General features: G+C 55.3%; 26 protein-coding genes. 14 read left to right on the top strand and 12 right to left on the bottom strand.

Going from position 1 to position 23,277, the window contains the following annotated elements; genetic code table 11:
* Window positions 1–202 precede the first annotated feature (202 nt).
* Window positions 203–838 (bottom strand): NAD(P)H-dependent oxidoreductase, encoded by a 636-nt coding sequence (locus AC07ED_RS13485; RefSeq protein ID WP_105234070.1) that lies wholly within the window; start codon window positions 836–838, stop codon window positions 203–205.
* Window positions 839–948: 110 nt separating this feature from the next.
* Between AC07ED_RS13485 and AC07ED_RS13480 the strand changes: the two genes are divergently transcribed.
* On the top strand, window positions 949–1,317 hold the full coding sequence (locus AC07ED_RS13480) for a winged helix-turn-helix transcriptional regulator (protein WP_067548032.1): 369 nt from the start codon (window positions 949–951) through the stop codon (window positions 1,315–1,317).
* Here AC07ED_RS13480 and AC07ED_RS13475 read toward each other — a convergent pair.
* The 5 genes from AC07ED_RS13475 to AC07ED_RS13455 form a co-directional block, all read right to left on the bottom strand.
* Complete coding sequence (locus AC07ED_RS13475; protein ID WP_105234071.1) at window positions 1,314–1,904, bottom strand: (d)CMP kinase; 591 nt, start codon at window positions 1,902–1,904, stop codon at window positions 1,314–1,316. The genes AC07ED_RS13480 and AC07ED_RS13475 overlap by 4 nt on opposite strands.
* Before the next feature lie 129 nt (window positions 1,905–2,033).
* Window positions 2,034–3,386: a 3-phosphoshikimate 1-carboxyvinyltransferase gene (aroA, locus tag AC07ED_RS13470; protein ID WP_105234072.1), complete on the bottom strand. Its 1,353-nt coding sequence runs from the start codon at window positions 3,384–3,386 to the stop codon at window positions 2,034–2,036.
* A gap of 82 nt (window positions 3,387–3,468) precedes the next feature.
* Window positions 3,469–4,176: a purine-nucleoside phosphorylase gene (gene deoD / locus AC07ED_RS13465; RefSeq protein WP_105234073.1), complete on the bottom strand. Its 708-nt coding sequence runs from the start codon at window positions 4,174–4,176 to the stop codon at window positions 3,469–3,471.
* A gap of 54 nt (window positions 4,177–4,230) precedes the next feature.
* Window positions 4,231–4,542 carry an H-NS histone family protein gene (locus AC07ED_RS13460; protein WP_105234074.1) on the bottom strand — a complete coding sequence of 104 codons (312 nt, stop codon included), beginning with the start codon at window positions 4,540–4,542 and terminating at the stop codon, window positions 4,231–4,233.
* 97 nt (window positions 4,543–4,639) lie between these two features.
* Window positions 4,640–6,604 (bottom strand): protein meaA, encoded by a 1,965-nt coding sequence (locus AC07ED_RS13455; protein WP_105234075.1) that lies wholly within the window; start codon window positions 6,602–6,604, stop codon window positions 4,640–4,642.
* 137 nt (window positions 6,605–6,741) lie between these two features.
* Between AC07ED_RS13455 and AC07ED_RS13450 the strand changes: the two genes are divergently transcribed.
* The 6 genes from AC07ED_RS13450 (at window position 6,742) to AC07ED_RS13425 (ending at window position 12,917) form a co-directional block, all read left to right on the top strand.
* Window positions 6,742–8,106: a 1-acyl-sn-glycerol-3-phosphate acyltransferase gene (locus AC07ED_RS13450; protein WP_105234076.1), complete on the top strand. Its 1,365-nt coding sequence runs from the start codon at window positions 6,742–6,744 to the stop codon at window positions 8,104–8,106.
* Between the two features lie 147 nt (window positions 8,107–8,253).
* Complete coding sequence (ccrA, locus tag AC07ED_RS13445; RefSeq protein ID WP_105234077.1) at window positions 8,254–9,522, top strand: crotonyl-CoA carboxylase/reductase; 1,269 nt, start codon at window positions 8,254–8,256, stop codon at window positions 9,520–9,522.
* Window positions 9,523–9,722: 200 nt separating this feature from the next.
* The gene (locus tag AC07ED_RS13440) at window positions 9,723–9,941 is read left to right on the top strand and encodes a hypothetical protein (RefSeq protein ID WP_105234078.1); all 219 of its coding nucleotides are present in this window, start codon (window positions 9,723–9,725) and stop codon (window positions 9,939–9,941) included.
* Window positions 9,883–10,653, top strand: coding sequence for a helix-turn-helix transcriptional regulator (locus AC07ED_RS13435; protein WP_105234079.1), 771 nt, complete (start codon window positions 9,883–9,885; stop codon window positions 10,651–10,653). The genes AC07ED_RS13440 and AC07ED_RS13435 overlap by 59 nt, the downstream gene beginning before the upstream one ends.
* Before the next feature lie 57 nt (window positions 10,654–10,710).
* On the top strand, window positions 10,711–11,343 hold the full coding sequence (locus tag AC07ED_RS13430) for an acyl-homoserine-lactone synthase (RefSeq protein WP_105234080.1): 633 nt from the start codon (window positions 10,711–10,713) through the stop codon (window positions 11,341–11,343).
* A 41-nt stretch (window positions 11,344–11,384) separates the two neighbouring features.
* Complete coding sequence (locus tag AC07ED_RS13425; protein WP_105234081.1) at window positions 11,385–12,917, top strand: ATP-dependent DNA helicase; 1,533 nt, start codon at window positions 11,385–11,387, stop codon at window positions 12,915–12,917.
* Here AC07ED_RS13425 and AC07ED_RS13420 read toward each other — a convergent pair.
* The 6 genes from AC07ED_RS13420 to AC07ED_RS13395 all read right to left on the bottom strand — a co-directional run bounded on the left by AC07ED_RS13420 (window position 12,914) and on the right by AC07ED_RS13395 (window position 17,225).
* Window positions 12,914–13,669 carry a TIGR02186 family protein gene (locus AC07ED_RS13420; protein ID WP_105234082.1) on the bottom strand — a complete coding sequence of 252 codons (756 nt, stop codon included), beginning with the start codon at window positions 13,667–13,669 and terminating at the stop codon, window positions 12,914–12,916. The genes AC07ED_RS13425 and AC07ED_RS13420 overlap by 4 nt on opposite strands.
* Window positions 13,666–14,574, bottom strand: a complete 909-nt coding sequence (locus AC07ED_RS13415; protein ID WP_067548066.1) for a sulfite exporter TauE/SafE family protein — start codon at window positions 14,572–14,574, stop codon at window positions 13,666–13,668. The genes AC07ED_RS13420 and AC07ED_RS13415 overlap by 4 nt, the downstream gene beginning before the upstream one ends.
* Before the next feature lie 160 nt (window positions 14,575–14,734).
* On the bottom strand, window positions 14,735–15,187 hold the full coding sequence (rnhA, locus tag AC07ED_RS13410) for a ribonuclease HI (RefSeq protein WP_105234083.1): 453 nt from the start codon (window positions 15,185–15,187) through the stop codon (window positions 14,735–14,737).
* Window positions 15,187–15,615 (bottom strand): DUF3429 domain-containing protein, encoded by a 429-nt coding sequence (locus tag AC07ED_RS13405; protein ID WP_105234084.1) that lies wholly within the window; start codon window positions 15,613–15,615, stop codon window positions 15,187–15,189. Before AC07ED_RS13405 ends, rnhA begins: the two co-directional genes overlap by 1 nt.
* Entirely contained in the window at window positions 15,612–16,562 is a 951-nt protein-coding gene (gene ispH, locus AC07ED_RS13400) for a 4-hydroxy-3-methylbut-2-enyl diphosphate reductase (RefSeq protein ID WP_105234085.1), read from the bottom strand. Before ispH ends, AC07ED_RS13405 begins: the two co-directional genes overlap by 4 nt.
* A 93-nt stretch (window positions 16,563–16,655) precedes the next feature.
* Window positions 16,656–17,225, bottom strand: coding sequence for a LabA-like NYN domain-containing protein (locus AC07ED_RS13395; RefSeq protein WP_067548076.1), 570 nt, complete (start codon window positions 17,223–17,225; stop codon window positions 16,656–16,658).
* A gap of 75 nt (window positions 17,226–17,300) precedes the next feature.
* On the opposite strand from AC07ED_RS13395, the gene folK reads away from it, so the two are divergent.
* From folK to lepB, 7 genes are all read left to right on the top strand, one after another.
* Window positions 17,301–17,903, top strand: a complete 603-nt coding sequence (gene folK / locus AC07ED_RS13390; protein WP_478242288.1) for a 2-amino-4-hydroxy-6-hydroxymethyldihydropteridine diphosphokinase — start codon at window positions 17,301–17,303, stop codon at window positions 17,901–17,903.
* Between the two features lie 93 nt (window positions 17,904–17,996).
* Window positions 17,997–18,350 (top strand): DNA-directed RNA polymerase subunit omega, encoded by a 354-nt coding sequence (rpoZ, locus tag AC07ED_RS13385; protein ID WP_067548079.1) that lies wholly within the window; start codon window positions 17,997–17,999, stop codon window positions 18,348–18,350.
* Between the two features lie 18 nt (window positions 18,351–18,368).
* Window positions 18,369–20,525 carry a RelA/SpoT family protein gene (locus AC07ED_RS13380; protein ID WP_478242286.1) on the top strand — a complete coding sequence of 719 codons (2,157 nt, stop codon included), beginning with the start codon at window positions 18,369–18,371 and terminating at the stop codon, window positions 20,523–20,525.
* Between the two features lie 47 nt (window positions 20,526–20,572).
* Window positions 20,573–21,145 (top strand): DUF2062 domain-containing protein, encoded by a 573-nt coding sequence (locus tag AC07ED_RS13375; protein ID WP_353958936.1) that lies wholly within the window; start codon window positions 20,573–20,575, stop codon window positions 21,143–21,145.
* Window positions 21,146–21,213: 68 nt separating this feature from the next.
* Window positions 21,214–21,960 (top strand): pyridoxine 5'-phosphate synthase, encoded by a 747-nt coding sequence (locus tag AC07ED_RS13370; RefSeq protein WP_105234087.1) that lies wholly within the window; start codon window positions 21,214–21,216, stop codon window positions 21,958–21,960.
* Window positions 21,957–22,388 carry a holo-ACP synthase gene (gene acpS, locus AC07ED_RS13365; protein WP_105234088.1) on the top strand — a complete coding sequence of 144 codons (432 nt, stop codon included), beginning with the start codon at window positions 21,957–21,959 and terminating at the stop codon, window positions 22,386–22,388. Before AC07ED_RS13370 ends, acpS begins: the two co-directional genes overlap by 4 nt.
* A 26-nt stretch (window positions 22,389–22,414) precedes the next feature.
* Window positions 22,415–23,272 carry a signal peptidase I gene (gene lepB, locus AC07ED_RS13360; RefSeq protein ID WP_105234089.1) on the top strand — a complete coding sequence of 286 codons (858 nt, stop codon included), beginning with the start codon at window positions 22,415–22,417 and terminating at the stop codon, window positions 23,270–23,272.
* The last annotated feature ends 5 nt before the right edge of the window (window positions 23,273–23,277 follow it).

Below are 23,277 nucleotides of genomic sequence, written 5' to 3'. Positions count from 1 at the left end.
TCACGGTTTTTCTGGCCTAGCGGTTGGATCCGCCGGTCTTTTGATTGGCGTCGGTAAACGCAAAACAAAGAGGGCCGGAATGTCCGACCCTGCCTGATCCTGCGTCCACAGGTGTAACCCCTGCTTTTAGACAAGGGCGCATTTACCGCAGAAACCCCAACAGGGCAAGGACGGAATCCAACCTTGCCCCGTCAGGTGCAGCTTACTTTACATCGGTGACGATGCTGTCGCGCGAACGGCGAACTTTTTTCTGCGGGGCGAGCCAGTCGTTCGGCTCATCGCGGTAGCCGATTGCGAGCGTGACGACGGACTTCAGGCCCTTTTCTTTGAGGCCGAGAATTTCGTCGAATTGCGCAGGGTCAAAGCCCTCCATCGGTGTCGTGTCGACGCCTTCTTCGGCAGCTGCCATCAAGGCAAAACCGAGTGCGATGTAGGCCTGACGTGCCGCATGTTCAAAGTTGGTCTGAGCATCGCGAGCCAAATACATGCCTTTGAGGTTATCATAGTAGCCATTTAGCGCCTCACGGGTTTCTTCGCCGCGAATTTCTGCGTGAAGGTCAACAACACTGCTGATATTTTCGTCGGTGTAGTTTTCCCACGCAGCAAAAACGAGAACTGCAGACCCATCAGTGATCTGCTTTTGACCGAATGCGGCTGCAGACAGCTTTGCGCGCACATCATCGTTGGTCACGAGGATCAGTTGGAACGGCTGCAGGCCAGACGATGTCGGCGCGCGGCGGGCCGCATCAACAATGCGTTCGATTTTTTCAGCGGGAACAACCTTGGACGCATCCATAGCTTTGGTTGCGTAGCGCCAGTCGAGTTTTTCGTAGAACATCCTATTACCTTTCGAGGAGGGTGGTATAAATTCGATACTGGGTATATATTTGTGACCAATATGGCCTTCAAGAAGGCACATTTCGGATACTCAGTATCAAAGAGGGAACCATGAAGGACGTCGGCCACTGCCCGCTTCAATGCGAGAAAATCAATAGTGTTTTGTCCCGGATCGGTGACAGATGGAGCATCCTTGTGATGATCGCTCTCAAAGGTCGTCAGGTCATGCGTTTCAACGAGTTAAAGCGACATCTGGGCATTACTCAGCGCATGCTTTCCCTGACTTTGCGGGAGCTAGAGCGTGACGGGCTCGTGAACCGTACGGCTTATGCAACGGTGCCGCCGACGGTCGAATATGAATTGACCGATTTGGGCCAGTCTTTTGCAGAAACGATCGGTGTGATGGGCGAATGGGCTGTTGAGCACTTGGCAGAGATTGACCGTGCTCGCGCAGAGTATGATCGGAAAAACGCAGCTTAACGTGCGGCGTTGATCGCATTCACGGCGGCGGCAATAGCGTCTTCAATCGACAGATCACTTGTGTCGATCAGAAGGGCATCGTCGGCAGGTTTCAACGGCGCATCGGCACGATTCATATCGCGGTCATCGCGTTCCCGCACCTCGGCCAATACCTGTGCCTCGTCGCCACCGACCTCCAGCCACCGACGGTGGGCGCGAACTTCGGCGCTCGCAGTAACAAAGAGTTTTACATCAGCATTAGGGCAAATGACCGTCCCAATATCGCGACCATCGAGGACCGCACCGCCGTCTTGCGTGGCAAAGCGACGTTGAAAATCTACCAAAGCAGCGCGGACTTCTGGGATAACTGCGACCTTGGATGCCGCTTGCCCAGCCGCCAGCGACCTCAGATCATCGCGGCTCAGGTCATCGTTATTCAGCGTTTGGGCCGCAGTAATCGGATCAACGCCATCCGCAGCTTTCGCGCCCACGGCTCTGTAGAGCAATCCGGTATCAAGATGTGCAAAGCCGAATTTCGCAGCGACGGCTTTGGAAATCGTCCCTTTGCCTGCAGCGGCTGGGCCATCGATGGCTACTGTGAAAGTCATGTTCGCCTCTTACTTAAGGGAGCCGTGCGCCGCCTTGCACCCACATCTCGAACAAGCGGACAGCACCAAATGCGATCAGAATGCCTGTCACAAAGATGGTCCGCCAGTTCCGTTGTGGCTTTTCGCTCATTAGGAATTGGACCGTTCGATCGCTGCGCCCAAGTCCGCCATGAGGGGTTCAAAGATCGGGAACGAGGTCGCAATCGGCGAGCCGTCATCAACCGACATCGGTTTGTTCGTCGCCATGCCCATCACCATGAACGACATCGCGATGCGGTGATCGAGGCGAGATTCAACCGTTACGCCGCCCTCAACGTTACCAAAGCCGCGACCTTTGACGATCCACCAATCGTCACCTTCGTCAACTTCGACGCCAGCAGCGCGTAGACCTTTGGCCATCGCATCAATGCGGTCGGATTCTTTGACGCGCAGTTCCTTAACACCCTTCATCACTGTGTCGCCTTCAGCGAAGGACGCGACAACGGACAGAACAGGGTATTCGTCGATCATCGAGGCAGCGCGAGCAGGCGGAACTTCGATCCCTTTGAGGTTCGGTGAGTATTTTGCACGCAGGTCGGCAACGGGCTCGCCGCCTTCTTCGCGCAGGTTCTCGTATTCCAGATCGGCGCCCATTTCGCGCAGTGTTGTGAACAAACCAGCGCGGGTGTCGTTCAAGCCGATATTCGGGACGAGCACGTCAGAGCCTTCGGTGATGATCGCCGCGCAGACAGGGAATGCAGCCGAAGAGGGGTCACGAGGGACGACAATTTTTTGGGCCTTCAGTTCAGGCTGACCAGTCAAGGTGATAACGCGCCCTTCTTCGGTCGTTTCGACCGTGAGTTCAGCGCCAAAACCAACCAGCATCCGTTCAGTGTGATCGCGAGTGGCTTCTTTTTCGATAACGACAGTCTTGCCCGGGGCATTCAGGCCAGCCAGCAAAACAGCCGATTTCACCTGAGCGGACGGGACTGGCGTCGCGTATGTCACGGGCACGGGGTTTTCTGCGCCAACGATGGTGAGCGGTAGGCGGCCACCTTTGCGTCCGTAAGATTTCGCACCAAAGAGCGCCAGCGGATCTGTGACGCGCCCCATCGGGCGAGAGTTCAGGGATGCGTCGCCAGTAAATGTTGCGGTGATCGGAGAGGTCGCCATGCAGCCCATGATCAGGCGCACGCCAGTACCAGAGTTGCCGCAGTCGATGACGTTTTCAGGCTCTTTGAACCCGCCGACGCCTACGCCCTCGACGCTCCAGTTGCATTCGCCGTGATCAACGACGGTCGCGCCAAAGGCACGCATCGCTTTAGCCGTATCCAGCACGTCTTCGCCCAGTAGCAGGCCCGTAATTTCGGTTTTACCAACCGACAATGCGCCAAGAATGAGTGACCGATGCGAGATCGATTTATCGCCAGGCACATTCGCCACGCCCTTGAGCGGTCCGCACTTGCGGGAAATCATTGGAATAGGATTGCCGTGGCCTGACATGTAACACCTCTTTCAGCTTCGACAGCGTCTTAGCGCAGGTGCGTGTTAGCGTCCATCATGAACAGGGCACTTATCGCGCCGATCAGGATGTGAAAGCAGCGCGAAGTGCAATCTCTACCATATCGCCAAAGCTACGTTCACGTTGGTCACTGGGGAGTGCCTCATGTGTGACCAGATGGTCCGAGATCGTGAGAACAGCCAGCGCACGACGTTTGTAACGCGCAGCCAAAATATAAAGCTCGGCCGCTTCCATTTCGACTGCTAGCGTTCCATGCCGCATTAATTGTTCCGTCAGATCGGACCGTTCATCGTAAAATGTATCGGACGAAAAAATGCCGCCAACGTGATGGGTAATGTCTAATTCAGCTGCTGCTTTTTCGGCGGCAGATAACAGGCCGAAATCAGCGCAGGGCGCGTAATTCAATTCACGGAAAATCGAAGAGGACGGCGTGCCAATGGTGCTAGCGGTCATCGCCAATACAACGTCGCGCACTTTGACGTGGTCTTGCATGCCACCTGCTGATCCGATCCGAATGAGCGTCTGTGCATCGTAATCGCGAATTAACTCATTCGCGTAAATCGACAGCGACGGCATCCCCATGCCCGAACCATGGATGGTCACTGGGTTGCCGTTCCACGTCCCTGTGTATCCGAGCATACCGCGCACTTCGTTAATGCAGCGAGGGTTATCGAGGAATGTCTCCGCAGCCCATTTTGCACGATAGGGATCGCCAGGCATTAAAACTGTGGGGGCAATATCGCCCTTCTTGGCGCCGATATGAACAGTCATTCTGGGAACCCTAAAAGCAAAACGGCGCGGGATTACCGCGCCGCTGTTTTGAAATTAGATCGCGAAAGATGCGATGTCTTTGCCTGCATCTTCGGCGTCTTTGATCCACTGGGGTTTGCGACCACGGCCGGACCAAGTTTGGGAGCCATCCGCAGGGTTGCGATATTTCGCAGCAGCTTTGGCCTTTGGTGCTTTTGCTCCGCTTGTCAGTTCGTCCAGCGAAAACCCGAATTCAGCTGCGGCTTTGGCCGCTGCGTCACGGGCTGCTTTCAATTCGCGCGCGCCAACGCGGCTCAGTGCTTTCTCAACATCAGCACGAAGCGTTTCGAGTTCTTTACGGGATAGGGTATCAAGATTGAGGGTCATTCCGTGAGCCTTTAATGCAAGATTAAAATACGAAACGCATAATACCCCGAATGCGACAATTGGCAATCGGGGTATTGGTTAAAGATTTTGCCTTTAATTAAGCGGCTTTTTCTGCTGGATCGACGAGCGTTACGATATCGCCCATAATTCGGTTCAATTCGAAGTCTTTAGGCGTATAAACGCGCGAAACCCCCATTCCAATCAGCTTTTTCGCGTCTTCATCTGGAATGATGCCGCCCGCAATAACTGGAATGTGGTGCAATCCAGCCGCTTTCATTTTTTCCATGACCTCGGCGATCAGCGGCAAATGAGAGCCGGACAGAATTGACAGGCCAACGACGTGCGCATCATCGCGTTTCGCGGCTTCGACGATTTCGTCGGGCGTGAGGCGGATGCCCTCATACGTGATGTCCATGCCGCAATCGCGGGCACGCGCTGCGATTTGTTCAGCGCCGTTAGAGTGACCATCTAGGCCAGGCTTACCGACAATGAATTTCAGCGGACGACCCAACTTACCTGTCACTGTCGCAACGCGGTCTCGAATGTCATCCAAACCTTCGGTGCGGTTAGATGGGTTCTTTGAAACACCAGTCGGTGCGCGATACTGGCCGAACGCTTGACGGATCGCTTCTGCCCATTCGCCTGTCGTGACACCCGCTTTTGCTGCCGCAATCGACGGGATCATGATGTTGGTGCCGTCATTCGCAGCCGCTGTGAGGGCAGCTAGCGCCTTGGCAACGGCTGCTTCGTCTCGGCCTGCTTTCCAAGCGTTCAAGCGAGAGATTTGTGCAGCTTCTACGGCAGGATCGACGGTCATGATTGCGTCTTCGCCCGAGGTGAGAGGCGATGGTTCCCCATTCTGCCATTTGTTCACGCCAACGACGGTTGTTTCGCCCGCTTCGATATTGTTGATGCGTTTCGCATTCGATTCGACCAAACGAGACTTCATGTATTCGATGGCTTGTACTGCGCCGCCCATGCTGTCGATGGTTGCGAGCTCTTCACGAGCGCCTGCCTTAAGGGCCGCAACTTTGCGGTCCACGGCAGGGTTGTTGTCGAACAGGTCATCGTATTCCAGAAGATCGGTCTCGTAGGCCATGATCTGCTGCATGCGGAGCGACCACTGCTGGTCCCACGGGCGCGGAAGGCCCAATGCTTCGTTCCATGCTGGCAACTGAACCGCACGAGCGCGTGCATTCTTAGACAAAGTCACAGCCAGCATTTCGATCAGAATGCGGTAGACGTTGTTTTCTGGTTGCTGCTCGGTCAGGCCGAGAGAGTTCACCTGAACGCCATAGCGGAAGCGGCGCATTTTGGGGTCTTCGACGCCATAGCGCTCTTGGCAGATTTCGTCCCAAAGTTCGACGAACGCCCGCATTTTGCACATTTCGGTCACGAAGCGGATGCCAGCATTCACGAAGAACGAGATGCGGCCAACCATGTTCGGGAAGTGCTCTGCTGGAACCTTGCCCTTAAGATCATCGAGAACAGCAGTCGCGGTCGCCAATGCAAAGGCCAGTTCTTCTTCGGGTGTCGCGCCAGCCTCTTGAAGGTGGTAGGAACAGACGTTCATCGGGTTCCATTTGGGCAAGTTTTCGCGGGTATAGGCCGCAACGTCCGTGATCATCCGCAGGGATGGCTTCGGCGGACAAATGTAGGTGCCGCGCGAAAGATACTCTTTGATTATGTCGTTTTGGACCGTGCCTTGAAGCGCAGACACATCGGCGCCCTGTTCCTCTGCCACGGCGATATACAGGGACAGAAGCCAAGGAGCCGTCGCGTTGATCGTCATCGAAGTGTTCATCTGTTCGAGCGGGATATTGTCGAACAATGCGCGCATGTCACCGAGGTGGCAGACAGGAACGCCAACTTTGCCCACTTCACCGCGAGCGAGGCGATGATCTGAATCGTACCCCGTCTGGGTGGGAAGGTCGAAAGCCACGGAAAGGCCGGTCTGACCCTTTGCGAGGTTTGAACGATACAGTGCGTTCGACGCCTCAGCGGTCGAGTGCCCCGCATAGGTGCGGAACAGCCACGGGCGATCTTTCTGCGGTTGCGACATATGGGCCTCCAGAGAATCCGGTCGGGTAATTTTATTTCGTCGGGGAATGGATAACGGAAAGATTGCATCCCTGTCAATTCGCTGCGTTGCGGCGTGAGCCTATTGTCCTATACCTCAGTTCAGGTCACTGTCGGCGCATGAATGCCCCCGTTACTCTCCCGCTTTGGCTTTTGGTTCTGATCCTGCTGTTTGCAGCGGTCACTTTTGCTTCGCATTTTCTTTTCCCGTCCGTCCGCTGGTTTTTCCGTAAACGGATGGAGCGTGCTGTGGCGCGACTAAATGAGCGCCTCGCGCGGCCGATTGAGCCGTTCAAATTGGCCCGGCGCTTCGATACGATCCAGCGACTGATCTATGATCCCGATGTTGCAAAAGCGATCCACAAAGCGGCGACGGCTGAAGGCATTCCTGACAACGTGGCCTTTGAACGCGCGAAACGTTACGCCCGCGAGATCGTCCCATCCTTCTCGGCTTCGGTCTATTTCGGCTTCGGCGCGAGGCTCGCGAAATTGGTCTCTCGGTCGATGTATAAAATCCGATTGGGCGCGATGGACCAGAATGAGTTCGGTGCCATTGATCGCGACGCTACACTTGTTTTTGTGATCAACCATCGCAGCAATATGGACTACATGCTAGTGACCCACCTGATCAGCAGTTCGAGCACGATTGCCTATGCTGTCGGGGAGTGGGCGCGTGTCTGGCCTTTGTCGTGGTTGGTTCGCGCAATGGGGGCCTATTTCATTCGGCGAGGCTCTCGCGGGCAGCTCTATCGTGCTGTTTTATCTCGATATGTTCGGATGGCGACTGAGAACGGCGTGACTCAAGCGTTCTTTCCCGAAGGCGGGCTCAGCCTTACCGGAGCGATAGCGAAACCTAAAATGGGGCTGCTCAGCTACATCGTGGATGCGTCTAAACCAGATGGACGCGATGTGATCTTTGTGCCCGTCGCGCTGAACTATGATCGCGTGCCCGAGGATCGGTTACTGATCCGCGCGGCGATAACGGGAGAACGCAAGTTCCGGCCGTCGCTATGGTCAGCGCTCTTGGCCTTGCCTGCGACACTGTGGCGGGCCGTGAGGCTAAAGTTCACGCCGTTTGGGACCGCATCCGTAGGCTTCGGGTCGCCGATTGTATTGTCAGAGTTTCTTGCGACGTCGCCAGATCGCTCGATTGATGAACTAGCCGACGTGTTGATGGAAAAAATTGCAAAGGTGGTCCCTCTCGTCCCGGTCCCTCTCGTCGCTCGTGCGATGTTGAACGGGCACTTTTCCAAAGATTCAATTACCGAAGCCATCGCATCTGATTTGGCCTCTCTTCGGTCACGGGGTGTAACGCTGCCACGACGGTCAGCAGCCGAGCTCGCCACCGAAGGTTTGGCGCTCATGCTGGCTCGGAAAATGATCCGAAAAACGGGTGATACCTATGAGATCGTCCCTGATGAACGGTCCCTGCTCGACTACTATGCAGCCTCGATTGCGCATCATTTTTGTGCAGACGCAGCGTAAATTTCAGGATTTTCTGCATCCGCAAGGTAATAAAATTACAATTTGCACTTTGGTGGGGTTGCAAAGTTACTCTCTCGATCATAATTCTTGGGTAATCCCGCCGATTCTGCGGCGCGGCAAAAATTATCCTCTGGAGGAGTTAGATCGATGGCACTCGACTATACCGCGACTAAAAAAGATCTGTACGAAGTTGGTGAAATCCCCCCTCTCGGCCACGTTCCTGAAAAAATGTACGCATGGGCCATTCGTCGTGAACGCCACGGCGAGCCAGACAAGTCTTTTCAGGTTGAAGTTGTAGAAACCCCCAAGCTTGATGCGCACGAAGTTCTCGTGCTCGTTATGGCTGCTGGCGTTAACTATAATGGCGTTTGGGCCGGTCTTGGCGTTCCGATTTCTCCGTTCGACGGCCATGGTGCCGAATACCATATCGCGGGCTCTGATGCGGCGGGTATCGTTTGGGCTGTTGGCGACAAAGTCAAAAACTGGAAAGTCGGTGATGAGGTCGTCATCCATTGTAACCAAGACGACGGCGACGACGAGGAATGCAACGGCGGCGATCCGATGTTCTCTCCGACCCAGCGTATTTGGGGCTATGAGACACCTGACGGTTCGTTCGCTCAGTTCACGCGGGTTCAGGCGCAGCAGCTTCTGCCACGTCCTGCGCACCTGACTTGGGAACAGTCGGCTTGCTACACTCTGACTTTGGCGACCGCCTACCGCATGCTCTTTGGCCACGCACCGCACGACATCAAACCGGGTCAGCACGTTCTGGTTTGGGGCGCATCTGGTGGTCTGGGTTCGTTTGCTGTTCAGCTGGCGAAGGCAGCGGGCGCTCATGCGATCGGTGTAATTTCTGATGAATCCAAGCGTGACTTTGTGATGTCGATGGGCGCGAAAGGCGTCATCAACCGCAAAGACTTTAACTGCTGGGGCCAACTGCCGAAGGTAAACACCCCAGAATATGACGCATGGTTCAAAGAAGCCCGCCGTTTTGGCAAAGCCATTTGGGAATTCACGGGTAAAGGCAACAACGTCGACATCGTGTTCGAACACCCGGGTGAGTCCACCTTCCCTGTGTCCAACCTCGTCTGCAAAAAAGGCGGTATGGTTGTGATCTGCGCAGGCACCTCTGGTTTTAACTGTACCTTCGACGTGCGCTACACATGGATGCACCAGAAGCGTTTGCAGGGTTCGCACTTTGCGCACCTGAAGCAGGCCGCGGCGGCCAACCGTTTGGTCTGTGAAGGCCGCATCGATCCTTGCATGTCCGAAGTCTTCCCGTGGGATGAAATCCCGACAGCGCACATGAAGATGCTGAAAAACCAGCACCTGCCGGGCAACATGGCGGTATTGGTTCAGGCGCAGAAAACAGGGATGACCACCTTTGCCGAGGTTATCGCAGAGTCCAAAGCCTAACTCTGATTCGGCCTAGGACAATCAACCGAGAGGCGATCCGATTGGGTCGCCTCTTTATTTTAGTCACATTCAGAACAAATAGTTGCGAATTATGTGCCTCCCTATTTGTGGGGAGGGCGAATGTGCGAATAATTCGTTCAGAAGTTGTGTGCTAGGCTTGGTTGTTAATGTTCCATTAACCATCGCAGAGGAGTCTGGTCATGGGAAAAACGTGGATACTCGACGTTCTTGACGATCTACGGGCCTTTGCAGACCTCAATGGGATGCCGGCTCTCGTCACTGAACTGGATCGCACGTCAGATGTGGCGCGACGCGAATTGGCGTCGAAAATCGGGACGGCACAGACAGTGCTGATGGGGCATGGGGCAAAACATACAAAGCCTGATTGGGCAACTGGATCAGGCGGACACACTGGATGATCTACAATCGATCATCCTGACACTGCGTGATCAATTCCGCATTGACCACGCGGTTTACCATTGGATCAGCAGCGATGGTGAGCAGTTTGGATGCGGGACCTATCCGACCGATTGGGTTCAGACTTACGTAGACAATGACTACCTACGCGTCGATCCCGTCGTCATCGGTTGTTATCAGCGGTTTCACCCAGTGAATTGGAAACGGCTCGACTGGTCCTCTAAACAAGCGCGGGCCTTTCAGAAAGAAGCGATTGCGGCAGGTGTGGGCAATCAAGGCATGTCTATCCCCATCCGTGGACCGAACGGGCAATATGCGCTTTTTACGGTTTCACACACCTGCTCGGACGAAGAGTGGGAGGTATTTACCGAGAGCCATCAGCGCGATCTGATCCTTCTTGCGCATTATTTCAACAAAAGTGCCCTGAAGATTGCGAAGGGCCGTAAGCCCGAAATCGTGAAGTCCCTGTCGCGCCGTGAAACCGATGCACTGACCTATTTGGCGATGGGGTATGGCCGTGGGCAAGTGGCAGAGATGTTGTCGATCTCAGAACATACGTTGCGGGTCTATATCGAAAGTGCGCGGTTCAAATTGGGTGCGACCAACACAACTCACGCCGTTGCAAAGGCAATAACCGAAGGGTTGATTGTGATTGGCGGCGCCGCTCGTGGAACGTCAGGTGATTGGCCTGGCAAGGCACCGAACGGTGCATAGGCCGAAGTTTAACCATTTTACGGCAGACTGTTCCTTGGATCAGAAAAGGGATGTGTCATGCTGCGGTACCTATACGGCGATCAACTCTGCAATTACCCGAAATTGGCGGACAGCATGTTCCGCGATCGAGCTGCTCAATTTCATGAACGGCTAGGCTGGGACGTTACCGTCGATGACCGTGGATGGGAAAGGGACGCGTATGACGACCTCAACCCGCTTTACGTTATCTGGGAAACCGAGGATGGCAGCCACGGTGGTTCAATGCGTTTCTTGCCGTCAACTGGCCAGACGATGGTGAATGACCATTTTGTCGACCTGATGGATGGGGTCGAATTGCAAAGTCCCTTTATCTGGGAATGTACTCGGTTTTGTTTGAACCCAAATGCTGAAAGTCGTGTGGCTGCGGCCCTTATGTTGGCTGGGGGTGAGCTTATGCGGGCCTTCGACGTTCGACATTTCGTCGGGGTCTTTGATGCGCGGATGGTGCGCATTTATCGGATGATTGGTTCGTCGCCCGAAATACTGGGGCAAACGGGGAAAGGCCGCGATATGATTGCTGTGGGTCTTTGGGGCTACGATGATAAAGCGCGCGAAAGCGTGGCACATCGCGCAGGGATCTCGCCCGAACTATCCGAAAAATGGTTCCTCAAAAGCTTTGGGTTTGAACCACGATTGCAGTTGGTGGCCTAACCCCTCTGGTCCCTTTCTTGGGTTAAGGATAGGGTCCCGCCATGACAACTCCGGCACTCCAATTTTCCGAAGATCAGGCGCAGGCTTGGGATAGTATCGCTGATTTGCTCGCTGCAAACGGCGTGAATCTGACGGACGCGTTGCTGACCCCACCGATGGGGGACATCAGCGCCGTCATGGCCGTTATCGGGAAGGCAGGGTCGGGTAAGACCTTGCTTTTGGCAGAGTTGACCAAGGCGCTGAAAGAGGCGGGGGTTTCAATAGTCTCTGGTGACTGGGAAGGTAAACGGAAGAAAGATCGTCGAACCCTCGCGGTCCTCGCTCCGACCAACAAAGCTGCAGCGGTTTTGCGAAATCGCGGTGTGCCCGCAACGACGATCCACCGCATCCTCTACACGCCCGTCTATGATCCGGAATATGAGCGGATTGCCGAATGGCTCGCCGGTGAAGGCACACGGCCCGAGATTGAGGGGCTCACGGATGTGGCGCTAGATCGCGCTTGGGCGTCGTATCAGATAAACACCTCGGTCCCTGCGGCACTTGCTGCTGCTGGGCTGCGTGGCTCTGACTTTATCACGGGTTGGAAACGTCGTGAGGACCCGCTTGATATCGGGTTCATTGATGAAAGCTCGATGCTGGATCAAAAGGCGCTTGATGATCTCAAGGAGATTTTCCCGACGCTCGTGCTATTTGGCGATCCTGCGCAGTTGCCACCTGTCCAAGGGACGGGCGGAATGGTCTTTGAAAAACTGCCCGAAAAGGATCGACTGATCCTGAACCGTATCCACCGCCAAGAGGCGGGTAACCCGATCCTCGATTTGGCCCACGCGCTCGCCGACCCGTCGGTCGATTTTTACAAATTCGAACGGCTTGTCGCGGAAGCAGCGGAAAAAGACCCGAGGGTCGTTTTGGCTCAGCGAGTTGAGTCCGATCTGATGGCGCGGTCACCAGTCCTTGTTTGGCGGAATGCCACGCGCATCCGATTGATCCACGCGTTTCGCGGAGCGTATGGCGCGCCCGAAGATGCATTGATCCCGGGAGAGCCGCTGATCTGTGACGGCATCGAATTGCCGATGAAGCATCGCAAAAAACGGCTCGACCTAGAGGCGCGAGGGCTGATCAAAGGTGCGCAGGTGATCTACCGTGGGCCAGGCTCAAAACCTGGGTTCTCAAAGCTATGGGTGATGGGCGCGGAAGAACCTCAGCTATCAGCCGCCAGCATCGTTAAGATCGAAAAAGAAGGCGAAGAGGAACCGTTTATCCCATACGCCGCTCGCATGGGCGCTGCATTTTTGCACGGCGCTGCGGTCACGATCCACAAGGCGCAAGGTAGCCAGTGGGACACGGTTCAAGTCTTTGCGCCAGACATCGAAGTTGCCGCCAAAATGGGGAGGTCAGAGTCGGGGCAGCCGCTTTGGAAACGATTGGCCTATGTGGCTATCACACGGGCGGAACGTGAACTGCGCTGGGTTGTTCGAAATCGCCTCGCGCGTCCATCAGCGCCGTTGGGCGTGGATGACCTGCATATGCCTGCCGCCGAACTGAAACTCACCGTGCAGAGCGACGATGATTAACGGCGCATCGCGTTGAATGCAGCAGATGCGGTCCAACCCGCGATAATCGCGATCAGCAGTGCGAGTAGACCATAGAGCGCGGATTGTTCGCGGCTCAGGTTATACAGCCAACGCTCCATCCCCACCTTGAACACTGGAATATTGGTGTCCAGCGTATCGATCACTTGCCCGCCACGCGTCAGGAAAATTCGAGTGCGATAGGGGCCTTCGGTCAAGTTCGATGGCAACGTAATGGCCGTATGGAACAGCGTATCATCCTCAAGCGCGACAGCACCTTCGAGCATCTGGAACAAGTCGCTACTTTCTTTGATGCGTGCAAAGGCTTCGGAAAACTCCGTCGTGGAAAAGGCGTCTTGCCCTGCGGAGCGCACCACGCGGTCCCACGTAATTGCATGTTGAAGGTCTTCGAGCGGGCGCAGAACTTCGTTCAACGGGCCAGAGGTCGCGACAGCATAGAAGGACGGCGCGATGTCGATATTTGCGGATTCAGTATTGATCCAAATGCCCGCGACCCGTTCCTTGCGTCGGATCGTGACTGGAACATTCGGACCAGCAACGGCGATAATGACACCTAACTCAGAATTCTGTGGTGGTGGCGTTTCGCGGCTGATCGCACCAAAGATCAACAGTTCGGACCCTGTAAACGTCGCGGTGATCGAAACCTCGTCTTGGCTCAGTCCCAACACCAGTTTTTCTTGAGCCAAGGCAAGCGATGGCAAAAGCATGAGAAGGAAAGTGACCAGCCGGATCATAGCGCGTCACCGATCGAGAACAATTCGGACGGTTCAATGAGCAGGTCGAACGCGAGCTTCAGACAGACCAGCAACACCAGACCTGCCAACAGAATACGAAGCTGTTCGGCTTTCAGTTTCATCCCGATACGAGTGCCAAATTGGGCGCCAATCACACCGCCGATCAAGAGTAGCAGCGCGAGGACAATATCGACGGTCTGGTTGGTAATCGCGTGCATCATTGTCGTGAAAGCAGCGACGAAAATGATCTGAAAGAGCGAGGTGCCGATCACCACTTTGGTTGGCATCCCCAACACATAGATCATGGCAGGCACCATAATGAAGCCCCCGCCAACGCCCATAATCGCGGCCAGAACACCAACTGACATTCCCACCAACAGCGGTGGAATGACCGAGATATACAGGCCAGAGACGCGGAATTTGACCTTGAATGGTAGGTTGTGAACCCAGTTGTGGCGTTTGCGTTTTGCGGGTTGTGCGTTCTTGCTGCGGCGGAGCGCGCGTAGGCTCTCAACCATCATCAAGCCGCCCACGACGCCAAGAAAGACGACGTAGCAAAGGTTCACGAGCAGATCGACCTGACCAAGTTCTTTCAACAGGTTGAAGACTTGGACGCCAATTGCGGATCCGATGAGGCCGCCGATCAAGAGGACCGTGCCCATCCACCAATCAACGCCTTTGCGTTTGATATGCGCCATAAGTGCGGACACCGAGGAGGCAACGATTTGGTTGGCCGAGGTCGCTACAGCAACAGCCGGCGGAATGCCCACAAAGAACAAGAGCGGGGTAATAAGAAAGCCACCCCCAACACCGAACATGCCCGAGAGGACCCCGACAAGGCCCCCGATCCCCAAAAGGAGATAAATGTTCACCGAAATTTCGGCAATTGGCAGGTAGATCTGCATGGCTCGTCCAGCGTTGCGCTATACCTCACATCACCCTGATCAGCAGGTAGAGTCAAACAGTTGGGCGGCATGTCGGGGTGAAAAAACGGTAAGATGGGGCGCTGCCCCCTCTGGCCTACGGCCATTCACCCCCGGGATATTTGAGGCACAAAGGCAGAGTTCAGGATTTAAATGGTGCCATGCCGCGACGAGCGAGTTCATCGGCGCGTTCATTTTCTGGGTGGCCTGCGTGGCCTTTGACCCATTCCCACGTGACTTTGTGACGGCGGGCAGCTTCGTCTAAACGCTTCCAGAGGTCTTCGTTTTTAACGGGTTTATTGGTGGATGTTTTCCATCCCTTTTTCTTCCAACCCCACATCCATTCCGTGATCCCGCCTTTGACATAGGCACTATCGGTTACGACAGTTAGGGATGACGGACGCTCAAGCGCTTCGAGCGCGTTGATCGCGGCCAAGAGCTCCATCCGATTGTTGGTTGTGTCGGCTTCACCGCCAAAGAGTTCGCGCTCTTTGATAATGGCCCCATCCGATTTCGCCTGAAGGAGAGCGCCCCATCCGCCAGGACCGGGATTTCCAGAGCAAGCTCCGTCTGTGTAGGCAAAGAGATCAGGCATTAGAGTAGAAGGCTCGCAAGGCAGACAATGACGATGGTGGAGAGGAGTACGCGAAGGCGCATCCACCACGTCGGGGTCAGGTCCCATTTCGAGAACTGAAAATCAAGCAGTAGAAGCCCGATAAAGCCCGTTATTTGATAGGTTGCCGCAGAAAACAGCGTGTCACCGCGCATGAAGAATGCCCAAAGTGCGGGGAGCACCGAGAGGGCAAAGCCCGCAGCGGCGCGTGCGCCTGTGGTCTTTGTAGCAAAGCCCCACAGCACACCAGACATGAACGAGAGGATGACCGACCCGTAGGCCAGAGTGAACATCGGTCCACCCATGCCCCAAACCGATGGCAGCCAACCGAGCGACGTTAGCGCGCCAAAGATAAAGGGGATCAGGCCCGCGAGGCCGAGAGCAAGAGGCGCGAATGGGATGCGGTTCATGCTGGGACCCTTAGGATACGTGGAACCTTGAACTCGATGTTTTCCTCGGCCGTGACAACCTGTTCGACCGTCACGTCGTAATGGTCGCTAAAGGCATCGACGACTTCGTTGATCAATACTTCGGGCGCAGAGGCGCCAGCGGTGATGCCGATGGTGCGAATGCCATCGAGCGCACGCCAATCAATGTCAGACGCGCGTTGGACGAGTTGGGCATAAGAACACCCGTTCTTTGCTGCGACTTCGACCAAGCGTTTGGAGTTCGATGAATTTGGTGCGCCAACAACCAGAAGAGCATCGCATTTCGGGGCGATGGCTTTGACCGCCTCTTGGCGGTTGGTTGTTGCGTAGCAAATGTCTTCTCTGTGGGGGCCGACAATCGCTGGAAAGCGGGTATGCAGCGCAGCGACGATATCTTTGGTGTCGTCAACGGACAGCGTGGTTTGCGTCACGTAGGCCAGTTTGGCAGGATCGCGCACCTCAACCGTAGCGACATCATCTACGGTTTCGACCAAGAGGACTTCACCCTCGGGCAATTGTCCCATGGTGCCGATGGTTTCAGGGTGTCCCGCATGGCCGATCATAATCATCTGCAGGCCATCATCCGCATGGCGGGCGGCCTCAATGTGAACCTTAGACACCAGAGGGCAGGTGGCATCGACATAGACCATGTTTCGACGTTCGGCGTCGGCGGGCACGGATTTGGGGACGCCGTGGGCTGAGAAGATGACGGGTCTATCTGTCGGGCAATCGTCTAGTTCTTCGACAAAGACCGCACCTTGATCGCGTAGGCTGTCGACCACGAATTTATTATGGACAATCTCATGGCGCACATAGACAGGCGCCCCCCATTTTTCGATCGCCATTTCCACGATCTTAATGGCGCGATCTACACCAGCGCAAAATCCGCGGGGTGCAGCGAGATACAGTGTCAAAGGCGATTTGGTCATAGTCAGAGAGGTAGTCGCACGGTGGGGCCCTGTCCAGCGGCGCGGCATAAGTGAATGATGAAAAAGAGAGGGCGGGGAAATCCCCGCCCAATTTTATTCAACGTCTGCCGATGCGGGTTGGTCATCGCGCGGTTCACGCGGAGGGCGACCAATCACATCTCTCAACTCATCGAGTTCGATAAAGTTGTCGGCCTGGCGGCGCAGTTCGTCCGAGATCATCGGCGGCTGGCTACGAATCGTCGATACAACAGAGACGCGCACGCCCTTGCGCTGGATGGCCTCAACCAACGGACGGAAATCGCCATCGCCCGAGAAAAGGACGATGTGATCGACGTGAGGGGCCAGTTCCATAGCATCGACAGTGAGTTCGATGTCCATGTTACCTTTGACCTTACGACGTCCCATGCTGTCGGTGTATTCTTTGGCGGGCTTGGTCACCATGGTGAAGCCGTTGTAGTTCAGCCAATCAACCAGCGGGCGGATCGGTGAATACTCGTCGTTTTCAAGCAGGGCTGTGTAGTAAAACGCACGAAGCAGCTTACCACGGCGCATAAATTCGCTCCGCAATAGCTTGTAGTCGATGTCAAACCCGAGCGATTTTGCGGCCGCGTATAGGTTTGATCCATCGATGAAGAGCGCCAATCGCTCGTCACGATAAAACATAATAAATCCTTCCGAATTCGTTCCGTCTAAAGTCCGTGAGTGAAATGTATTGTGACGAAACTTGCACAAACGTAGATGTTTGGCTGTCTATCGCAAGTCAGGATACGATCACTTATGCGTCGAAACGTGCTCATCGCCCTTGGTTCTAACGTAACGTCACTTTCTACGTCGCCAGACCAGCTACTCAATGAGTCGATGGGTGAAATATCCAAAAGTGTAGGTAAAATATTCTTAAGAAGTAAAAATTACCGTACGCCGTGTTTTCCAGTAGGAGCAGGCCCCGATTTTGCGAATGCGGTGATTCGGGTGGAAACCGAACTCGATATCCAAGGCGTTCTGGACGCGCTTCATGCGATTGAGGCTGACTTTGGTCGCGTGCGGACGGTGCGGTGGGGGCAGCGGACGCTCGACCTCGATTTGCTGGCGGCTGATGACGTGGTGTGCCCTGATGAAACGACAGTGAGCCAGTGGATCAACCTGCCACTCGACCGACAGATGGCTGAAGCGCCTGATCAGCTATTGCTACCACATCCTCGTCTTCAGGATCGCGCCTTTGTCTTGGTGCCGATGGTCGATGTTGCACCCGACTGGAAACACCCGATCCTCGGGAAAACCGTCCTTGAAATGCTTGAACAATTGCCTCGGGACGAAATCGATCAAGTTGTCCCTATCTCGTGACCTAATACGTTTCGGAATCGACTTGTGTTTTGGGGGGCGACCGACTAAACGGAGGGCTTCCTAGGACCACACGACAGAGAGTGGAGTGCGCTTATGGCCCGCGTAACGGTAGAAGATTGCGTTGATAAAGTTCCTAACCGCTTTGAACTGGTGATGCTTGCTGCACACCGTGCACGTGAAATTGCGGCTGGTTCCCCGATCACTGTTGATCGCGACAACGACAAGAACCCCGTTGTTTCGCTTCGCGAAATCGCTGACGAAACCCAGCTGGCTGACGATCTGCGTGAGCGCATGATCGAATCGCACCAGACCCAGATCGAAGTTGACGAACCTGAAGATGACGCGATGGCGCTTCTGATGGGTGCAGAAGCTGACAAACCGTCTGATGACGACATGTCCGAAGAGAAACTTCTTCGTCAATTGATGGAGGCGCAGGGCCAGCGTTAATCGCGGCTCTAGTCAACTATGGGGCAGGACCAGATTTCGACAGTCGAGGAACTGATCGCGCTGGTCCGCGCTTACAACCCTAGAACTAATGAACAACTGCTCCGTAATGCATTTGCCTTTGGCGCCGAAATGCACGAGGGGCAGTTTCGTCATTCTGGGGAACCGTATTTCACCCACCCCGTGGCCGTCGCAGGTATTCTCGCTCATCAACAGATGGACGACGCGACGATCGTGACGGCACTTTTGCACGATACGATCGAAGACACCAAAGCCAGCTTTTCTGAGGTAGAACGCCTCTTTACCCGTGAAATCGCCGAACTCGTCGATGGCGTTACAAAGCTGACCAATATTCAGCTGACTTCTACCCAGACAAAACAAGCTGAGAACTTCCGCAAGTTGTTCATGGCGATGTCGCGCGATCTGCGCGTTATCTTGGTCAAACTTGCCGACCGTCTGCACAACATGCGGACGATTAAATCCATGCGTCCAGAAAAGCAGGCCCAAAAGGCCCGCGAGACGATGGAGATTTTCGCACCACTCGCTGGCCGTATGGGTATGCAGTGGATGCGCGAGGAACTCGAAGATCTGGCGTTCAAGGTTCTCAACCCTGATGCACGCCAATCGATCCTTCGCCGCTATGTTATGCTGGAAAAAGAATCCGGCGACGTGATCGAAAAGATCACCACCGACATGCGGATTGAATTGGATAAGGCGGACATTAAGGCCGAGGTCTATGGCCGCGCGAAACGCCCCTATTCGATTTGGCGTAAAATGCAGGAGAAGGATCAGGGCTTTAGCCGTCTGTCCGACATCTGGGGATTCCGTATCCTGACCGAGCGGGAGTCTGACTGTTACCGTGTCCTTGGCGCAATCCACCAACGTTGGCGCGCGGTTCCCGGACGGTTTAAGGACTACATCAGCCAACCAAAATCGAACGGTTATCGCTCGATCCACACGACGGTTTCGGGCCGTGATGGTAAACGGGTTGAGGTGCAAATCCGCACCCGCGAAATGCACGAGGTTGCTGAGACGGGCGTCGCGGCGCACTGGTCGTACAAGAACGGTGAACGTGTCGAGAACCGCTTTGCCGTTGATCCCGTGCGCTGGATTTCGCAGCTGTCCGAGCGTCTGGATGATGACACGGATCACGATGAGTTCCTCGAAGCTGTGAAGCTCGAGATGTATCAGGACCAAGTGTTCTGCTTCACGCCCAAGGGTGACGTTTACAAACTGCCACGCGGCGGCACGCCCATCGACTTTGCGTATGCGATCCACACGCGGATCGGCGCTGCCTGCGTCGGAGCGAAGGTGGACGGTTTGCGCGTTCCGCTGTGGACTCGTCTCAAAAACGGTCAGTCGGTCGAGATCATCACTGCTGAAGGTCAAAAGCCCGAAGCAACATGGATTGATATTGCCGTCACTGGGCGGGCGAAAACGGCTATTCGGCGTGCGCTCCGCGAAGAAGATCGTGAGCGCTACATTAAACTCGGCCAAGAATTGGCCCGCGTTGCCTTTGAAAACGTTGGCAAAAAAGCGACCGAAAAGGCGCTTCGCACGGCGGCAAAGACACTCGCGCTTGAGAGCGTTGATGAACTGCTCGCTCGGTTGGGTAGTGCGGAAGTTACCTCGCGCGAGGTCGTTCGGGCGATTTATCCCGATTTGGCCGAACGCAAGGGTGACGAGATTGAGCGCGCCAAGGCGGTCGTCGGTCTAACAGGTGATCAATCCTACACCCGCGCACAATGCTGCCAGCCCGTGCCGGGGGAGCGCATTGTCGGGATCGCCTATCGTGGTCAGGGCGTCGTGATCCATACGATCGATTGTCCGTCGCTGGTAGATTTCGAGGACACGACAGAACGTTGGGTTGACTTGCACTGGCAAGACGGACGCCACGAACCGAAACATACCGTTACTCTTGATCTTACGATCAGCAACGATGCGGGTGTTTTGGGGCGGATTTGCACGATTATTGGGGAGCAGGCTGCGAATATCTCGGACCTCAACTTCATCGATCGCAAGCCCGACTTCTACCGTTTGTTTGTGGATGTCGACCTACGCGACATCGAACATTTGCACCGCGTCATGACGGCGTTAGAGGCAGAGAGTAATGTATCTTCGATCGCACGGCTTCGGGATCCGTCCCGAAACCGCAAGCCGTCAGAGGATCGGAAATAGTGTTCAAGCGGCGCGATAGAAAACCACTTTGGCAGTCGCTGTGGCACTTGATTTGGCCGAAAGGTGGCTGGGTCCGCGCGTTTGAATATGTAAAGCACCGCTTGCGCCGTCTGCCTGACACCCCTGAAAAGATCGCGCGCGGCATCAGCGCAGGCGTATTTACCAGTTTCACGCCGTTCTTCGGGATGCACTTCATCATGGCGTGGCTTTTTGCGCGGACATTGCGTGGCAACGTGCCTGCCGCCTTGCTCGGGACGTTTTTCGGCAATCCGCTGACCTATGTGCCAATTGCGGTTTCGTCACTGACGATGGGGCATTTCCTGCTTGGAACGCGTCCAGATCGCACGGTTCATGTGTCGCTCATGGGTAAGTTTAGCGGAGCGTGGAGCGATCTCTGGCACAATTTTCTAGCGATATTCACTGACGCCAAGGCCGATTGGCATGCTCTTTCTATCTTTTTTGAGGATGTGTTTCTGCCGTTTGCGGTCGGGTCCATTATTCCTGGCCTCACCGCTGCCGTCGTCATGTATTACGTGACATTACCCGTGATTAAGGTCTATCAGAACAGCCGTCGAAAGCGTCTGAAATCCCGTCTCAAGCAATTGAACAAAATAAGCTAAAAATCGCACTGACGGCGGTCGGAATTGTCGTTAGGGTTCGGCCAAACGGTTCGAGTCAGGAGATCCCGATGAGCAAAGGTAAACTGCGCCTTGGCGTAAACATCGATCATGTCGCAACGGTGCGTAACGCTCGAGGGAGCGCATATCCTGATCCCGTGCGTGCTGCGCGTCTGGCCGAAGAGGCCGGTGCTGATGGGATTACAGCGCACCTGCGTGAAGATCGGCGTCATATCTCGGATGCTGACATAGAAGGGTTGATGGCCGCGCTGACAAAGCCGCTGAACTTTGAAATGGCCGCGACCGAAGAAATGCAGCGCATCGCTTTGCGTCATAAGCCGCACGCGGTTTGCATCGTCCCTGAAAAACGTGAGGAACGCACGACCGAAGGTGGTCTTGAGGTGGCGCGTGAGGAAAACCGCCTAGCTCATTTCATTGCGCCACTGCGGGAGGCGGGTTCGCGTGTGTCGATCTTTATCGCCGCAGACCAACGTCAGATTGAAGCCGCGCACCGCATCGGTGCCGAGGTCATCGAACTGCACACAGGCGCGTATTGTGACTATCACGCCGAGGGTAAATTCGCGGAGCGCGACGACGAACTGAAACGCCTCACGGATATGGCCGCGTTTGCCGACGGCCTCGGGCTCGAAGTGCATGCTGGCCACGGTTTGACCTATGAAACGGTGCAGCCAGTTGCCGCCCTTCCGCAGATCATGGAGCTGAACATCGGTCACTTCCTGATCGGCGAGGCGATTTTCCTCGGGTTAGCGGATGCGATCGGTGAGATGCGCCGCCTGATGGATGAGGCGCGCGCTTGATCCTTGGTATCGGAACTGATCTTGCGAACATAGAGCGTATCGCAAACACCCTTGAACGGTTTGGTGACCGTTTTCGGAACCGTGTTTTTACGCCCGAAGAGCAGAACAAAGCCGAACGTCGCGCCGACACCGCTGGTACTTATGCAAAGCGCTGGGCCGCGAAAGAGGCCTGCTCAAAGGCGCTGGGCACGGGGCTTCGGATGGGGATCTCGTGGCGAGATATGTCCGTGTCCAACCTCGGAACGGGACAACCGATTATGCGTGTGACGGGTTGGGCGGCAGAGCGGCTTCAGGCGATGACGCCAGAGGGTCACGAAGCCGTCATTCACGTCACTCTCACTGACGATCATCCTTGGGCACAGGCCTTTGTCGTGATCGAAGCCCGCCCGATCAGCGGGTTGACACCTCCCACGCACGGCAGCATGTAACCTCAACAAACTGGCAGGAGCAGACTATGTCCGAAGAAAGCAGCCTCTGGGCGGGCATCAAAGAGACGGTAAAGACCGTTGTTTATGCCCTTTTGATCGCAGGCGCATTCCGTACCATTCTGTTCCAGCCGTTTTGGATCCCGTCGGGTTCAATGAAAGACACGCTGCTGATCGGCGACTTCTTGTTCGTGAATAAGATGGCCTACGGCTACTCTTATGCGTCGTGCCCTGCGGTTAAAGTGCCGAGCCTTGGCATTGACCTTGGCCCCGATGATTTCTGTGGCGCCTTTATGGGGGCTGACGACCGTCTGTTCGGCAGCGAACCTGAACGTGGTGACGTTGTCGTATTCCGCCATCGCGGCAAGGGCGAAGACTACATCAAGCGTCTGATTGGTATGCCCGGAGATCGCATCCAAGTGATCAACGGTCACCTCCAAATCAATGGGGAGCCTGTCGGCCTCGAACCCGCAGGTCAGTTCATCGAAGTCGCGGGTCCGCAGGGTCCACAGCAGCTACGTCCGCAGTGTATGGACGTGCAAGGCACCGACTGTATCAAGGATATGTATATCGAAACTCTCCCGAACGGCGTTTCGCACCACATCCTAAACGTTCGTGATGGAAACCGTGTGTCGGCAGCCGTCGATACCGACAATACCGAAATCTATGTCGTGCCCGAAGATCACTATTTCTTCATGGGCGATAACCGCGACAACTCTATCGACAGTCGTGTTGCATGGGATCCTGTGCGTGGGTCTGGCGTAGGCTTTGTGCGTCGCGAAGATATCGTCGGCCGCGCGGATCGGGTCATCTTTTCGTCTGCTGGGCGGTCTATCTTGGCGTTTTGGACATGGCGCAGCGATCGGTTCTTTAAAGCAATTGAATAGGACCG

It is taken from the genome of Aestuarium zhoushanense (assembly GCF_056431045.1).
The sequence above is the reverse complement of the archived record's forward strand: the minus strand, read 5'-3'. Positions and strand labels throughout refer to the sequence as shown.